The sequence below is a fragment of the Pseudomonas sp. LBUM1656 genome, from assembly GCF_059716065.1.
In genome coordinates, this window is sequence record NZ_CP166800.1 from 3523465 (window position 1) to 3540634 (window position 17170).

Here is a 17170-nt window from a genome sequence, read left to right on the forward strand (position 1 = left end):
CGACTGGGGTGCATCACAGATGAAAAAAAGGGAGGGCATCCATTGCCCTCCCTCCTCTGTACACGCTCCCTGCGGTATTACTGATCTGGACCTCAAGTAGCCAGAATGAAGTCCGTAGCAGTGATTGTCGTTGCATCGGCCACACCGACCAGGCGGATGGACTCAGCGCCTGCGGAGCTGATCAAGGTATCCGCACCGACATCGGTGATGATGACGATGGCGGCAAAGGTCGCAGCTGTGACGCCGAACGCGGAAATATCGAGCAGGTCCTGGCCTCCCGCCGCGTTGGCATCGAAGCCGAAGATCTGATCGGCCCCGAAGCCCGCTGCGAACATGAAGATATCGTTGCCACTGCTGGCATCCATCATGTCGTTGCCGGCACCACCCGTGACCGTATCGTTGCCAGCACCGCCATCGAACAAGTCATTGCCGATGCCGCCCAACAACGTGTCGTTACCGATACCGCCGAGCAGCGTGTCGATGCCATCGCCACCCTCGAGCAGATCGTTGCCGGTACCGCCATCCAGGCGGTCGTCACCCAGCCCGCCGAGCAGCGTGTCGTTGCCGAGGTCACCATTGAGCGTGTCGTTACCGCCGTTGCCGGTGAGGATGTCGTCGCCGCTGCCACCATTGAGGGTGTCATTACCTGCCCCGGCGGTGATGACGTTGTTCGACACGTTGCCGTTGCCAACGAAGTTGCCGACGCCGGTGTAGGTCAGGTTCTCGACGTTGGCGCTGAGCGTATAACTCGCCTGCGACGCCTGCACGGTATCCGTACCGCCACCTGCCACTTCTACCACGACGTCTGCGGCTGCATCGACGATGTAGGTGTCGTTGCCGGCTCCCCCCACCAACTGGTCATTGCCCGCACCGCCATTGAGGACGTCGTTGCCGACCCCGCCGGTCAGGGTGTTGGCCAGCGCATTACCGGTACCGGTGAAGTTACCGACCCCGGTGAAGGTCAGGTTCTCGACGTTGGCACCCAGCAAGTAGGCGGCCAGACTGGTTTGCACCAGATCGGTACCACCGCCCAGCGCCTCGATGACGGTGTCACCGACGTTGTCGACCACAAAGGTGTCGTTGCCGATACCGCCGTTCATGACATCCGCGCCGAGCCCACCGTTGAGTGTGTCGTTGCCGCTATCACCATTGAGGGTGTCATTACCTGTACCGCCGGTGATGACGTTGTTCAGCGCGTTGCCATTGCCAACGAAGTTGCCGACGCCGGTAAAGGTCAGGTTTTCGAGGTTGGCACCCAGTGTGTAGCTGGCCAGCGACGTCTGCACGGTATCCGTACCGCCACCCGCCGCTTCAACCACCACGTCTGCTGCAACATCGACGACGTAGGTATCATTGCCGGCTCCACCCACCATCTGGTCTGCACCCGCACCGCCATTGAGGACGTCGTTACCGACCCCGCCGGTCAGGGTGTTGGCCAGCGCATTACCGGTACCGGTGAAGTTACCGGCTCCGGTAAAGGTCAGGTTCTCGACGTTGGCACCCAGTACGTAGCTGGCCAGACTGGTTTGCACCAGATCGGTACCGCCACCCAGCGCCTCGATGACAGTGTCACCGACGTTGTCGACCACAAAGGTGTCGTTGCCGGTACCACCATTCATGGCATCCGCGCCGAGCCCGCCGTTGAGGATGTCGTTGCCGTCCCCGCCACTGAGGACGTCGTTACCGGCCCCGCCGGTGAGGGTGTTGTCCAGCGCATTACCGGTACCGGTGAAGCTACCGGCTCCGGTGTAGGTCAGGTTTTCGACGTTGGCACCGAGCACGTAGCTGGCCAGGCTGGTTTGCACCAGATCGGTACCACCACCGGCCGCCTCGATGACGCTGTCACCGACGTTGTCGACCACAAAGGTGTCGTTGCCGGCACCGCCGTTCATGGCATCCGCGCCGAGTCCGCCGATGAGGATGTCGTTGCCGTCCCCGCCACCGAGGACGTCGTTTCCGACCCCGCCGGTGAGGGTGTTCGCCAGCGCATTACCGGTTCCGGTGAAGTTACCGGCACCGGTATAGGTCAGGTTTTCGACGTTGGCGCCGAGCACGTAACTGGCCAGACTGGTTTGCACCAGATCGGTACCACCGCCCACCGCCTCGATGACGGTGTCACCGACGTTGTCGACCACAAAGGTGTCGTTGCCGGCACCACCATTCATGGCATCCGCGCCGAGTCCACCGTTGAGCGTGTCGTTGCCGTCCTCGCCATTGAGGATGTCGTTGTCGTCTCCGCCGTTGAGAATGTCGTTGCCGATGCCACCAAACAGCTGGTCAATACCGCCCAGACCATTGAGCGTATCGTTCCCGCCCAGGCCAAGCAGCACATCGGCACCCGCGCCACCGGTGAGGGTATCCCCCAAAGCGGTCCCAACCAGCACCACGCCAGGCGGCAGCGTAACGGCTGCGGTTGCCGCAGAGGTCACTGTCTCCAGCGTGCCGAAGCCATCGGTATAGCGCACGATCACCCGCAGTTGCAGATTGCTCTGCAACAGACCCGGGGTGAAAGTCGCAGCGGTCGCGCCGGTGATGTTGGTGAAGGAAGCGCCGGTACCTTGCTGCCATTGGTAGCTGAAGGTGCCCAGCCCATCCGCATCGGCAATCCCGGCCGTCAGCGCGGTCAACACCTGCCCTTGTTCAGGCGTCGTGTCGCTGATCAGCAACGCGCCTGTCGGTGCATCGTTGACGTTGGCCACCGGGTCCGAAGGGTCGGACGCCACGCTTTCGGCCACACCGAAGTCATCCACGTAACTGACCACCACGCGCACCTGATCGCCGACCTGGTCCTGGCTCAGCGTAAAGGTGCTACCGGTGGCGCCAACGATGTTGACGAAGCTCACGCCATTGGTCGCCTGCCATTGGTAGGTGAACTGCGGATTGCTGAGGCCATCAACGTCGATGATGCTCGACGGGTCAGCGGTCAACAGTTGGTTCTGCACCAAAAGCCCGTTTACCGTCGGCCCTGCGGTCGGTGTGCTGTTTCCCGACGAGTCGATGATCTCCAGTGTGCCCTTGGTATCCTGATACACCGCCCGGACGCGGATGTTCAGGCCCGCTATATCATCCGCCACCCGGTAGGTGGTGCCGGTTGCTCGCGTAGCTTCGCCGGCGGCAACCACGGTGATGTCTTCATAGATGCCCGTGCCAGGAATGTTTTCGACTTGCCAGTAGTAAGCCACCGCACCGGTTACCGCGCCGGTTGGATTGACCCCACTGACGTTGTCCGCATCGTGGACCGACCGATTGCTGACGCGCAGCAACTGACCGGCGACCGGCGTATCGTCACGCAGACCGGTAGCATCGTCGAGAATCGCCAGATGACCCGATGGGCCTTCGTTCAAGGCGGTGCCCACTCCGGACTCTTGCGCCAGGTCAGAGAACTGCAGACGCTCGATGCCCGTCAGTCGATCGACGCCATCACGCCCCGCCACCAGGTCGGTCACGATGACAGTATTGCCCTCGACCTCGACGATGTATTCCGTCGAATTACCGGAGAACACCGCGGTGTCGTAGCGGTCATTGCCGGTCAGAATCTCCCGCTTGATGATCAACTGACCCGGGTTGTACGTACCGTTCAGCATGAACGGCACCAGTGGCTCCATGCTGTCGAACGTGGCGATTTCCGGGCCGGTGCCATCGATGTTCGCCCGTACGCTGATGCGTACGTTCAGCCACTTGTCACCATCGATGATGTCGTCACCGCCGCGACCTTCGATAAGGTCGCTGCCGCTGCCACCGAGGATAATGTTGCCGCCGTCGAAGAACGTCGCTCCGTCTGGCAACAGATCAGCCAGGCCGTTGATCAGGCTGATGTTGGTCAACACACTGCCGGTCGCGCCGGCGGTGGGTAGCGAGGTGGCGTCTTCGTTATCGCCGCGCAGGAAGTCACCGTGCGCCGACCCCGACAAGCCTTCCATAATGTCGAAACGCACGAGCGCCGAGGCACCCGATCCCGGCACCGAAGGTACATCGAAAAAGCGGTCGGTGAAATCGATGGAAACGCCCTGGGCGAGGTCCTTGAAGGTCGCCCAGTCATACCCGGAACCGCCGATATAGCGGTCACCGAGGCCAAGACTGCCGACCATGATGTCGTCACCGCCCTCGCCGTTGAACTTGTCGTTTTCGCCAGCGCCGATGTACACGTCGTGGCCGATGACAGGGTCGTTGCCGAGCGGGTCGAAGTTGTCGCCAGGTGCACCGTCCGAGGTGCCCTTCTCGATCCAGTCGTCGCCTTCGTTACCCATGTCCTGTTCGTTGGCTTTGCTGCCCAGGATGAAGTCGTTCCCCTGGCCACCAATGGCCTCGGAAGCGTCCTCGCCGGTGACGATGAAGTCATTGCCGAACCCGCCGATGATCAGGTTGACGCCATTACCACCGTGCAGCACGTCGTTGCCGTCGCCACCCTGGATGTTATCGTCGCCACCGCGGTCGCTGATGATGTCGTCGCCGGCGCCACCGCGCAGTTGGTCATTACCGTCACCCCCTTCGATGCGATCGTTGCCGCCGTCACCCCAGACCGTGTCATCGCCTTCACTGGCGATAAGGATGTCTGCGTTGTTGGTGCCGCCCAGTACGATGTGCTCATCACCGGTGTACCTGATGTAGTTGGAGTCCGGCCCTGCGGTCAGCGGGTTGTCGCGGAACACCACCTGCTCGCCGTTCTCGCCCAGTGGATCGGCGTTGCCCAGGCCATCGTTGAACTGCTTGCTCTGGTCCCTTTCCAGATAGAACCCCGGGTCCGAGAACACCAGGCCTGGCAAGTGCGTGGCCGAGGTGTTGGCCATGATCAGCTTGGCAAACGAGTTGCTTTCCAGCTCGGCATTCATCGACAGGCCGGAGGTACGCTCCAGATAATAGAAGCGGTCGCCGTCCTGCAGTTTTTCCATCTGGTTCTCGAACACGAAGTTGAAGGTCGAGCCGAGCATGCCGCCGAACGGCGTTTTCTCTTCGGCCAGGCCGCCGATCCAGAGGTCGATGGCATCGACGCCTGTGACGGTCACACCCTTCAGATCGTCGGCAGTCCCCAGCACCCCGTCCTTGCCGGCACGCGTCACGTTGGCCCAAGTGCCGGTGCTGTTGAGGAAGTCCATACGGTCAGCCGGCGCATCCGTACCGCCAAATACCAGCGCCATGGCAGCAGCGCGTTTGGCTTCCAGAGTGGTCGCGGCCGTGATCGTGCCATGCGTGCCATAGGCCGCGATGAAGTTGATCAACGACTCCGGATGTTTGAGGTGTTGGACCAGGTCGACCCAGCTGGTGTAAGGCTTGAGTTGGGTATCACCGGTCTGGCTGTAAATGTCGCGGCGGATCGCGTTGAGTGAGGGAATCCCCACGTCGCGGCCACGGGCGATGTTGATCGCCGGCAGGTCGAGCGGCAGGCCGAGCAGGTTATTGCGCAGCGCCTCGGTCACGAACTCATCGATCTCGTTACCGGCTTGCCGAGTCACCCCACGAATGATTGCACTGGTCGCATCCTCTGGCGTCACGCCACTGGCGGCGAACGCCAACGGGTTGAGGAACGCTGCGATCAAGCCCAGTTGCTGATCGGGATCAGCGCTGTTCGGATCGCCCACCACGTTGAAATCGGCATCGTAGCGATCGACGGTCTCGGTCAGCATCGAGTGGCCAAACCGGTACACGGTGTGAGCGAACTCGGCGACGATCGAAGCATCGAGGTCGACGTCATAGACCTGGGTCGGAGCAAAGAACAGGTCAACCCTGGGCTGGATGGTCCGTGCAAACTCCTCGAACACCAGGTGCTGATACTGCATCTCGGTGCCGAACTTGGCCGCCTGGAACAAGCGCTCGCCATTCCACACCAGCGCATCGATTTCAGCCTGGTTAGCTGGCAACGCGCTGACAGGCGTGAGCAGCCACTCGTTGAGGAAGGCCACGTCAGCCGAATCGAGCACGGTGTCCATGGTCTGCGCAACCAGCCGGTTGTGCTCGGCGTGGAAGATCGCATGCACGGCGGTCAGGCCGATGTTCTCGTTGACCCGGCCGTCGCCGGCGATGTAGTGCGCATTCAGCAACTCGTTGTCGTAGGCCAGGTTGGCCCCGGTCTGCGGATTGACCGGCACTGCGTTGCCGATGTTGGAATCCGCGTCAGGCACGAGCACGCCACCGCTGAACACCGGCGCTGCATTGTGGGCAATGTCGGCGAGGAACTGGTGACCGGTGCGCACCGCATTGGTCAGGTCGACGGGAGCAAGCGGATTGCCTTCGACCAGAACGTCATCAGCCGTGCCGCCAAGACCGTCAGCCCCTTTCATCACAACCATCGGGAAGCCGTTTGGCCCTTTGATGAAGTTGCCATAGGCGTCGGTTGCCAACAACGGGGAGTTATCGACATCGGCATCGGTGAGGCGGATACCCAGAATGTCATTGGCCTGCGCCTTGACCACCTTCCAGGTGGCCATGCCACCGATTTCGGTGTCGTCTGCAGTCCCGAACTTGCCGTCCGTCCCCAGGTCACGGTTAGTGATCAGTCTGCCGGTAGCGATGGGGCCATTGTCAGTCAGCTCATAACCGCGCAGGAAAACCTGGTGCGAGGGGTGCGAGCTGTAAGTCTGGTTCTGGTCCACGAACGGCGTGGTGGTATTCGTGTGCTCACGGACATCGTCGGCCGTGCCGAGCACGCCATCCGCCCCGGGCTGGTTGGTCGCGCGGGTCAGCACCATAAAGTTGGTGTGGCCGCCGGGTACATACAGCGGATCATCCGGTTGCAGTGGAATGTAGACGGTGCCCGAACCGCCCTTGGTGAGCAGGTCCAGGCCATGGTCGAAGAACTGCCCGAAGAAGGTCATCCAGGCGTTGAACGGCGCGGACAACCCCGCATCCGCCGTGGTGTTTTCGAACAGGTACACATCGTGGTCATCGGCAGTACCGAACTGACCATCCATGCCGGGGCTGGCGACGATCCGCACACCCTCCTTGAGCACGTCATCATTGTTCGGCACGCCGTAATTGAGCACACCGTCCGCCCCCGTGTCGTAAGCCGTGGCATAGGCCGCCGGGTTGTTCGACGTCTGGTCGACGATCAGATTACTGATGGTGCGCGGCTGCGAGTCAAACACAGCCCCGCTGGTTTGCTGATAGGACGATCCCGGGATGGCCGGCGAGCCGGGACCGAAGAATCCGGCAGGAGCACCTTCGGCCGGATTGAACACCGGATCGGTCAGCCGCGGAAAGACGTTATCGGCAGCACCGTACTGGGTGTTGTTGATGCCATTGAGGTTCAACAGGTTGTTGTTCGATCCATCGACCGCACGCAAACCCAAGGGTGCGCGGATATTCGGGATCAACGAGAGCATGTCCTGACCGGCCGCGTCAGCCTCGGCAATCTTGATCTGATCAAGAATGAAGTTGAGGTCGGAGCGGACCATGTTGAGGCCCTCGCCGCCCGCGGTCGCATCGACGACAGGTGCCTGCGCCACCGGCACAACCGGGGCGCCGGGAGCGACCACGGCAGTCGGTTGCGAGAACACCACTTCTGTCGTGCCATGACCATCCTGGTAGATCGCCTTGACCCGCAACGACAACCCGGCGAGATCTGGAGAGACCTTGAACGAGGTGCCGTCGGCACTCTGGAACGCCAGGTCACCGGCAGGTAGCAGGATGATGTCCTCGAACACGCCAGTGCCCGGATCGGCCTCGAACTGCCAGTAGTAGGACACCGAAGAATTGTTCAGAGTACCCCCGACATTGTTGGCATCGGTCACCCCGGCCACGCTGACGGTCAGCATGTCGCCCACCGTTATCGCTGCGCCGTTTCCATCGGCAATGGTCGGTCTGCCAACGGGTTGCGCATTCAGCCCCGGCACCAGCACTTGCTGGGTATCGGCGAACTGCAGACGCTCGATATGCATCAGGGTATCGACGCCGTCGCGACCCACTTCGGTATCGGTCACCGTCCAGACATCGTCCGCCAGGCTGGCCGTGCCGCGATCGTCCCGTGTCACCACATACTCGGACTGGACGCCGGAGTAAAAGGCGGTATCGAAAGCCGCCCCGCCCGTCGAGGTCCCGGGCAGGATTTCCCGCACCGCCTTGAGCTGACCCGGGTTATAGGTACCGTCCAGCATGAAAGGGATCATGTCGACCATGCTGTCGAAACTGGCGATCTCTGGACCGGTATGGTTGACATCGCCAGGCTCATAAACCGCAATCCTGACGTTGAGCCATTTGTCGCCGTCGATCAGGTCATCGCCCCCGCGACCTTCGATCAGGTCACTGCCATCGCCACCCAGGATGATGTTGCCGGTGGCAAAGCCGGTGGTCGGCAAACCGGCATCCTGCAGAAGCTGGGCCAGTCCCCGAATCAACGCCACATTGGTCAGCGCGCTACCGGTGGTGCCACCGTGGTCGATGATGGTGGCCGCATCGACATTATCGCCCTTGAGCACATCGCCGAATTTCGAACCGGACAAGCCTTCGACCTCGGCAAACCGGTCGAGGATCGAGGCCGGCGATGCGCCGACCGGATTGAACGGCCCGTTGTTCTGGTTTGGCGCGTTGCCGTGTGGCTGCGCCAGCGCGGCCATGGTCAGGTCAACGGTCACGCCGATCCTGTCATTTTTGTGGGTCACCCAGTCGAAACCGGACATACCGTCCATATTGTCCTGGGCATCGCTGCCGACAAAGATGTCATCGCCACCCTCGCCGATCATTTCGTCGAAGCCAGCCCCCCCTATGAAGATGTCGTTGCCGATCACATCGTCGTTGAGCAAGGGCGAGGCGTTATCGCCAGGTGCACCGTCCTGGGTGCCCTTTTCGATCCAGTCATCGCCTTCGTTACCGGTGGCTGGCAGGTTGGTCTTGGCACCCAGGATGAAGTCGTCGCCCTGACCGCCAAAGGTGGTGCTGACATCTTCAGTGGTGACGATGAAGTCCTGCCCATCGCCGCCCAGGATCAGGTTGCCGCCAGCCAGCATGCTACCGGCCACGATGACATCGTTGCCGGCATTGCCTTCCAGACGGTTGTCGCCGAACGAGTCGGTAATGATGTCATCGCCCGCGCCACCCAGTACCGCATCGTTCCCGGCGCCACCTTCGAGACGGTCGTTGCCGCCGTCGCCGTAAAGGGTGTCATCGCCGTCACCGGAGATGAGGATGTCATTGCCGGCGGTGCCGCCGAGGACGACATGGTCTTCACCGGTGTATTGCAGATAATTACTGTCCGCGCCAACGGTGTCGGGGTTGTTGCGGATCACCAGTGGCACGATTTCCACACCGTTGATCATCAGGCCGCCAGTCGGGTCGGCGCCGCCGTTCGTGCCAAGGCCGGTGAACTGATTGGCCTGATTCACTTCCAGGGTGTACGTAGGCGTCAGGAACACGGTGTTCGACAGGTGGGTCACATCGGTGTTGAGCATGATCAGCTTGGCAAAGGAGTTGTTTTCCAGCTCGGTGCCGAAGTTCAGGCCAGCGGTGCGTGACAGGTAGTAGAAGCGGTCGCCGTCCTGCAACGCCTCCATCTGGGTTTCAAACACGAAGTTGAACGTCGAGCCGAGCATGCCGCCGAACGGCATCTTCTGCTCGGCGAGGCCACCGACCCAGAAGTCGATGTCATCGACACCCGTGATCGTTACACCCGTCAGGTCATCTGCGGTGCCCAGTACCCCATCCTTGCCGGCCTTCGTCACGTTGGCCCAGGTCCCGCTGCCATTGAGGAAGTCCAGGCGGTCAGCCGGTGCACCCGGACCACCGAATACCAGCGCCAAGGCTGCAGCGCGTTTGTCGACCAGCGTGGTCGCTGCGGTAATCGTGTCATGCGTGCCGTAGGCCGCGATGAAGTTGACCAACGACTCGGGGTGCTTGAGGTTGTCTGCCAGATCAGCCCAACTGATGTACGGCTTGAGTTGGCTGTCGCCGGTCGATGCATAGAACTCACGGCGCGCCTCGTTCAACGTGGGGATGCCCGTGTCGCGACCACGCGCCAGGTTCAGGACCGGCAAATCGAGCGGCAGACCGAGCAGGTTGTTGCGCAACGCTTCGGTGACGAACTCGTCGATCTCGTTGCCGAGCTGGCGGGTCACACCGCGAATGATCGCCCCTGCCGCTTCGTCCGCAGTGGCCCCGCTGCCGGCGAATGCCAGCGGGTTGAGGAAGGCCGCGATCAAACCCATTTGCGAGTCCGGGTTGTTCGGGTCAGTGAGCAGCGGATTGAATTCGGGGTCGAAACGATCGACGGTCTCGGTCAACATCGAGTGGCCGAAGCGATACACCACGTGGGCGAACTCGGCGAGGATGGCCGGGTTGATCGAGGTGTCATACCCGTTGGGTGCAAGGAATGCATCGATCTGCGGCTGAATGGAACGCCCGAACTCTTCGAACACCAGGTGCTGGTACTGCATCTCGGTGCCAAACTTGGCGGCCTGGAACAGGCGTTCGCCGTCCCACACCAAGGCTGAGATTTCGGCGAGCGTCGTCGGCATTGCGGCGACGTCGTCCACCAGCCACTCATTGAGAAACGCCAGATCGCCGGCGGCCAGGATGGTTTGCTTGGATTGCTGGACCAGGCGGTTGTGCTCGGAGTGGAACACATGGTGCACGGCGGTCAGGCCAATGTTTTCGTTCGCCCGGCCGTCGCCGGCAATGTAGTGGGCGTCGAGCAGTTCGTTGTCATAGGTCAGGTTGTTGCCGCCCGCACCAACGGGCTGCGCATTGCCGACATCGGCGTCGGCATCCGCCTGCAGAACCCCACCGACGACTACCGGCGCGGCATTGTGGGCGATGTCGTCGAGGAAACCATGCCCGGTGCTGACGGCGCTGGCCAGACTGATCGGAGCATCCCGGTTGCCTTCGACCAGTTGCGTGACGTCATCAGCCGTCCCGGCAATACCGTCGGCACCGTTACTGGTGCGCATCACCACCTGCGGCATACCGTTCGGCCCCCGGACGAAGTTGCCATAGGCATCAGTCGCCAGCAGCGGCACGTTGTGCACATCAAGGTCGGTCAGGTTGATGCCGAGAATGTCACGGGCCTGGGCTTTTACCACTGCCCAGGTCGCCATGCCGCCGCTTTCGCCGTCGCCATCATCGGCCGTGCCGAACTTGCCATCGGCGCCGAGATCGCGGTTGGTAATCAAGCGCCCCGTTGCAACAGGGTCACCTGCCGCGTTCAGGACGTACTCGCGCAGGAACACCTGATGTGACGGGTGGGAGCTGTAGGTCTGGCTCTGGTCCACGAATGGCGAGGTGGTATTGGGCTGGCCGTCATCGGAAGTGCCGACTATTCCGTCCGCGCCAGCAGTACGCACAGCCCGTGACAGCACCATGAAATTGGTCGGGCTGCCCGGTATGAACAACGGATCGTCCGGCTGCAGCGGAATAAACACGATGTCGGTACTGCTCTTGCTGACCAGGTCGAGGCCGTGGTCGAAGAACTGGCCGAAGAAGGTCATCCACGAGTTGAAGCCGGCGGTCAGACCGACGTCCGGCGACTCGTTGGGGATAAAGAACACTTCCTTGTCGTCGTCCGTGCCGAACACGCCATCCAGGCCGGGGCTGATCACCGGGTTGGCACCGCCGTTCGCCGCAACCGCGGCCGGGTTGTTGGCGGTCTGGTCGTTGATCAGGTTACTGATGATCCGTGGCTGCGGGTCGACCACCGTCCCTGTCCCGGCATATGCCGCTCGATACGAAGCATCAAGCAAGCGCAGGAAGGAATTGTCCGCAGCGCCAAACTCGCTTTGGCCGGCGACCAGGTTGTTGTAGCTGCCATCGACGGTTCGCAGGCCGAATGGCACCTGACTGTTGGGTAGTAAATCACTGAGGCTGGTGCCGTTGGCATGCGCTTCTGCGATGAAGATTTGCTTGAGGATGAATTCCAGGTCCGACTTGTTGAAATTGGCCATTTCGATTGCCCTCGATCTATATGGGAAAGGCTCGGGACGAATAAATCCTCCCGCGCCAAGTCACGTGCTGGCTTGCGCAGTTCGTTGGTTCAGTGTTTGGCGAGAGCAGGCGTGGGGCAGGCAAAGCCGTCCCCTGCGCCGGTGAATGCGCGCCTGGAATTCGCTGGATGAATGGCTCGCTGAGCGTTTAGGCAGAGCGATTCCGGGCCACTGGTGGGCCATGGAATCGGGAAGTCGAAGCGAACTTCCTGAACAGCTCCGTCACGGTGTTACAGAACGAAATGGTCGACATGCCCGTGCTCCTTCAGGACAACCGTGCCTTGCACTTTCGAAGCGATGGCAAGATTCAGACGGGCGCCCTTGCACATGACTAAAGTTGCATAGCAATGCGATGTCAATATTACGACAGAAAAAAAGACGATTGGCATTTGACCTGCCAACTTACTGTTCTTAAACGAGATATAGAGATTCTGATGAACCACTAGAGCGAAATGTTATTTCAAACTGTATCGCTAGAGAGACAAACGCCACCTACGCTGCTGCATGTGAATATAAAAATTGATGGAACTTTTCAAAAAGCGCTACGGCTTGTGCTCACGAGAAGTATTCGCAACTACATCTATGGTTTGCCACAACATTTGCTGATGCGGTTTTGCCGCAAGCACAACCGGCTTTTTCGGTGAGGGACTATCAAATGCACAAGCTCTCAAGCACCCGATCTGAACTGGCCGACGCGATTTTTCGCCTGCGTCGCAGTTTTTATTCGCTGGCAGGGTTCAGTGGCGTCATAAACGTCATGATGTTGACGCCAGCCGTGTACATGCTGCAGGTCTACGACCGGGCCTTGGTCAGTCGCAACGTCACGACGTTGACGATGTTGACCGTGCTGGTGATAGGACTGTTCTTGCTGATGTCCACACTGGAATTGGTCCGCACCCGCGTGTTGATCCGAGTCGGCAACTGCCTAGACATGGACCTCAACCGACGCGTCTTCACGGCTGCGTTCGAGCGCAACCTGAGCCGCGCCGGAGGCAATCCGGCCCAGGCCCTGCAAGATCTCGCGCAAGTTCGTCAGTTCCTTACCGGCAATGCCCTGTTCGCTTTTTTCGATGCGCCCTGGACGCCGCTGTACCTGCTGGTCGCCTACCTGATCCACCCGCTGCTCGGACTGATCACCCTGATCGGCTCGCTGATTCTGGTGTTCCTGGCTTATCTCACGGAAAAGGCGACGCAGAAGCCGCTGGCCGAAGCCAATCAGGCCGCCCTCTCCTCCGCCTGCTACGCCAACAACAACCTGCGCAACGCCGAGGTGATCGAAGCGATGGGCATGCTGCCGTCGATTGGCAAGCGCTGGTACCAAAGCCATTTGCGCATCCTGGAAATGCAGACCCTGGCCTCCGACCGCGCCGCGCTGATCAGCAGCACCGGGCGCTTCGTGCGTATCACTTTGCAGTCGCTGATCCTCGGCGCCGGCGCACTGCTGGCGATCGAAGGCAAGATCACCCCCGGGATGATGATTGCCTGCTCGATCCTCACCGGCCGCGCGCTGGCCCCCGTGGAACAAGTCATCGCGTCGTGGAAGCAACTGCTCGGTTGCCGTTCGGCCTGGGGCCGGCTCAACGAGATGCTTGAAGACTATCCGCGACGGCCACCCAGCATGTCGCTGCAGCGGCCGCTTGGCATGCTGTCGGTGGAAAATGTGTTTGCCGGCGCCCCCGGCACCGGGAACACGATTCTGCGCGGGGTGAGCTTCAACCTTTCACCCGGCGAAAGCCTTGGCATTATCGGTCCATCCGCCTCGGGCAAATCCACCCTCGCCCGCCTGTTGGTCGGCGTATGGCCGGCTCAGGCCGGCAAGGTGCGCCTGGACGGCGCGGACATATTCACCTGGAACAAGGGTGAACTGGGTCCCTGGCTCGGTTACCTGCCGCAGGATGTGGAGCTGTTCGAGGGCACCATCGCCGAGAACATTGCGCGCTTTGGCGAAGTGGACAGCGACGCGGTCATCCGCGCCGCAAGAGCGACGGGAGTGCACGAGATGATCCTGCGTTTTGCGCAGGGTTATGAGACCCGTCTGGGCACCGATGGCAGCCCGCTTTCCGGTGGCCAGAAGCAACGCATCGCCTTGGCCCGCGCGCTGTATGGAGAGCCCAATCTGATTGTGCTGGATGAGCCGAACGCCAACCTCGACGACGTCGGTGAAAAGGCCCTGGTCGATGCGCTGGCCCAACTCAAGGGCCGTGGCGCCACCGTTATTCTGATTTCCCACCGCCCCAACGTGCTCTGCGCCGTCGACAAGGTGCTGATGCTGCGCGACGGCGGCGTTCAGATGCTTGGCACACGTGATGAAGTATTCGCAGCGCTGCGCAAGACCAATGTGATGCCTGCAGGCGCGTCGACTCCGCTGGCCTCCGTCAAAGCACGGGAGTGACCGATCATGCAAATGAACCAACACATCGAGATGATTCACACCGACCCCAGAAACGTGGTGGATCTGGACGTCGGTAAACCCATGCGCAGGGGCATCTGGCTGGTACTCGCCGGCTTCGGCGGCTTCCTCCTGTGGTCCTGGCTGGCGCCGCTCGATGCCGGCGTGGTAGCGACAGGCACGGTAAAAGTCACCAGCAATCGCAAAGCCGTGCAGCATCTGAGCGGCGGCACCGTGGAGGCCATTCTTGTACGCGAAGGCGATGCAGTGAAAAAGGGCCAGGAGGTGGTCCGCCTCGACTCGCTGCGTGCCGTTGCCGAACAGGGTGCAGTCAGCGCCCAGTACATCGTCAGCAAGACCGTGGAAAACCGCCTGGAAGCGGAACGCGACGGCCGCGACGTGGTGAATTACGACCCCGATTTGCTCAAGCGCTTCGGGAATGACCACCGTCTGGTGGCCGCCATGAATCTGCAACAACGTTTGCTGGACACCCGGCGCGCCGGGCTCGCTGGCGAAATCAGCATCCTGCAGGAAAACCTCGCGGCGTCGGCGGTGCAGCTCAAGGGGCTGCAGCAGGTCTATGGCGCCCGCGCCTCGCAGATCAACTTCCTCAATCAGGAACTGCAAGGCACTCGCGTGCTGGCAGCTGAAGGCTATGTGCCGCGCAACCGGTTGCTTGAGCTGGAACGCAGCAATGCCGACCTCTCCGCAGGCCAGGCTGAAAACCTCAATAACATTGCGCGCATACGGAGCCAGACCACCGAAATCAAGCTGCGCATTCTGCAGCGCCAGCACGATTACCAGAAGGAAGTCGAATCGCAACTCACCGACACCGCCAAGGAAAACACCACCCTGGCCGACCGCTTGCGTGCCCTGGACTATGAAGTGACCCACACGGTGATTCGCTCGCCCATCGATGGCATGGTCCAGTCACTGAGCATTGCGACCATCGGCGGGATCATTCAGCCCGGTTTCAAAATCATGGAAATCGTTCCGGACAACGAACCGCTGCAGGTCGACGCGATGATTCCCGTACAGGCCATCGACAAGATGGTCCCCGGCCTGGCCGTGGACATTGCCTTCCCGGCCTTCAACCACGCCCAGACGCCCAACATCCCTGGCCGCGTGAAGACCGTCTCCGCCGACCGCCTGCTCGACGAGGAAAGCAAGCAACCGTTCTACCTGGCTCAGGTAGAAGTCACGCCTGATGGCATGAGCCTGCTGGGCAGCAATCACATTCGTCCCGGCATGCCCGCCAGCGTCACCATCAAGACCGGCGAGCGCAACTTGATGAGCTACCTTCTCAAACCCATGCTCGAGCGTGTCGACAGCTCGTTCAAGGAGCAATGAAATGGACCGTCATTGCCTGATCTTCTGCCTGCTGGGTCTGTCCCTCCCGGCCAGCGCCATGGACCTCAAACAAGCCTGGGATCTGCTGCAGTACCAAGGCCCTGTCTACCGCGCCGCCGTGCATGAAAAACAGGCCGGTCTGGAAAACCGCGCCATTGGCCAGGCCGGCCTGCTACCGCAAATCAGTGCCTCGGCCTACGACAACAAGGTCAATGGCACCCAGCGCCAGAGCGGCATCGAAAGGGATCTCGACTACGACTCCAAGGGCGCTAATGTGCGCTTGCGCCAGCCGCTGTTCAACAAACAGAAAATGGCCGAGTACCGCCAAGGTGAACAGCGTGCCGACTACAGCGTCGCGGTGTTCGATGCCAAGAGTCAGGACGCCGCGGTACGCCTGGCCGAAAGCTATTTCGACGTGCTCCTGGCCAGCGAAACCATCGTCCTCGCCAAGTCCAAGCTGAGCGCCTTCGATGAGCAACTCGCCTCGGCGAAACGGCGCATGGAGCTGGGGGCCGGCACGGTCACCGACATCGACGAATCGGTCGCTCGCCGCGACCTCGCCGAAGCCGAACTGATCGAAGCTCAGGACAACCTGATCAATGCGCGCCGCAAGCTTGAGGAATTCATCGGAGAAACGCCCGAATCGCTGACCACCTTGCGTCCAAGCTTCGATACGCCACCGCTACATCCGAGTAATCTGCAGGACTGGTTGGTCAAGGCTCAAACCGATAGCCCGCTGATCCATGCGCGCCGCCATAGCAGCAACCTCGCTGAAGAAGAAGTAAAGCGCGCCAAGGCGGGCCACTGGCCGACACTGGATTTCGTTGCCGGCTACACCGCCGGCGATAGCCAATCAATCTCCGAGCTCAATCAGCGCAACCGCTACGGTTCAATCGGCCTGGAAGTCAATTTCCCGCTGTACAACGGTGGCGGCACCAGCGCACTCACACGCCAAGCCAGCGCCAATAGTTTCAAGGCCCTGGACGAGCTCGACGCCACGCGACAAGAAGTTATCTCCGGAACCACCCGCGAGTATGCCGGCATACACAGCGGCGCCAAACGTATTCATGCGTTGGAGCGGGCCGTGGAGTCCAACGAACGCTCACTGACTTCAACTCGCAAGGGTTTCAAGGAAGGCGGCACCAGCACCAATTCGGACGTCCTCAACGCCCAAGAGCTGCTCTTCGTTGCGCAACACGATCTGTTCGAGGCCAAGTTGCGCTATTTGATGTCGCGCCTGCGCCTGGCCTCTTCGGTGGGCAGTCTGGGCGACGATGATATCGACCAGATCAACAACTACCTTGGCCCCGCACTGCTGGTCACCAACTGACGTTCGCCTGTCGGCCGGTTGAGCCAAATGAGGGCCGACCGGCACCCCACTTCTGGGTAACCTTGATTAATCAAACCCCGCCGCTCATCACCGCTCCTCTGAACCCTCTCCACGCTCTGGTGCTGATGAAATCACCTTCGCAGTTGTTGACGGCCTGATTTTTCACTGTCGAAAACGGGTAATTTAATTCCCACAAACGGG

At 61.0% G+C, this 17170-nt stretch carries 4 protein-coding genes; 3 read left to right on the forward strand and 1 reads right to left on the reverse strand.

All coding sequences use genetic code 11. The features are described from left to right. Positions 1–92: 92 nt before the first annotated feature. Positions 93–11861: a peroxidase family protein gene (locus ACA072_RS15895; protein WP_497618866.1), complete on the reverse strand. Its 11769-nt coding sequence runs from the start codon at positions 11859–11861 to the stop codon at positions 93–95. Positions 11862–12555: 694 nt separating this feature from the next. Here ACA072_RS15895 and ACA072_RS15900 point away from each other — a divergent pair. The 3 genes from ACA072_RS15900 to ACA072_RS15910 are packed head-to-tail and all read left to right on the forward strand — an operon-like array spanning position 12556 to position 16969. Then, positions 12556–14292: a type I secretion system permease/ATPase gene (locus ACA072_RS15900; protein ID WP_497618868.1), complete on the forward strand. Its 1737-nt coding sequence runs from the start codon at positions 12556–12558 to the stop codon at positions 14290–14292. Between the two features lie 6 nt (positions 14293–14298). Continuing rightward, on the forward strand, positions 14299–15639 hold the full coding sequence (locus tag ACA072_RS15905; RefSeq protein WP_497618869.1) for an HlyD family type I secretion periplasmic adaptor subunit: 1341 nt from the start codon (positions 14299–14301) through the stop codon (positions 15637–15639). 1 nt (position 15640) lies between these two features. Then, the gene (locus tag ACA072_RS15910) at positions 15641–16969 is read left to right on the forward strand and encodes a TolC family outer membrane protein (RefSeq protein ID WP_497618871.1); all 1329 of its coding nucleotides are present in this window, start codon (positions 15641–15643) and stop codon (positions 16967–16969) included. Positions 16970–17170: the final 201 nt, after the last annotated feature.